This is a genomic window from Thermococcus sp. 21S9 (assembly GCF_012027635.1).
GTDB lineage: Archaea > Methanobacteriota_B > Thermococci > Thermococcales > Thermococcaceae > Thermococcus.
Genome location: NZ_SNUS01000081.1, coordinates 1 through 380, shown reverse-complemented (window position 1 = coordinate 380; position 380 = coordinate 1). Strand labels below are relative to the sequence as shown.

Here is a 380-nt window from a genome sequence, read left to right as displayed (position 1 = left end):
TCTTAAGCTGTTGAATTTACATTCGCAATAGATGATCCTTCAAGTTTCTCAGCTTTTCTCTTTATCATTTCTATTACATTTCCTCCAACAATACTAGAGTACTCATCAATTGTTTTTTCCTTAAGCTCCTTGACTTCGAACATAAGCTACCACCTTTTACTTTTAGTATATAATATTCCAGACATTTTTGGCACTGATTATATAAAAAGTTTTTTGCAAAATCTATTTTTATTAAATTGCATACTTGAATTATATACATTCTAGAAAAATTTGACAGCATTTTCTTGATATTTACCAAGAATATTTTTGCTCTTATCTTTTATAAATAAGAGAGCATTGCTCCGAAAAATATAAATATACTAAGAGTAAACAACACTGAT

1 protein-coding gene is annotated in these 380 nt (G+C 27.4%); it reads right to left on the bottom strand.

The window, feature by feature from the left end; all coding sequences use genetic code 11:
* Positions 1-2: 2 nt before the first annotated feature.
* A complete protein-coding gene (locus tag E3E28_RS11070; RefSeq protein ID WP_167915478.1) occupies positions 3-143 on the bottom strand; it encodes a hypothetical protein in 141 nt (46 codons plus the stop codon).
* Positions 144-380 lie beyond the last annotated feature (237 nt).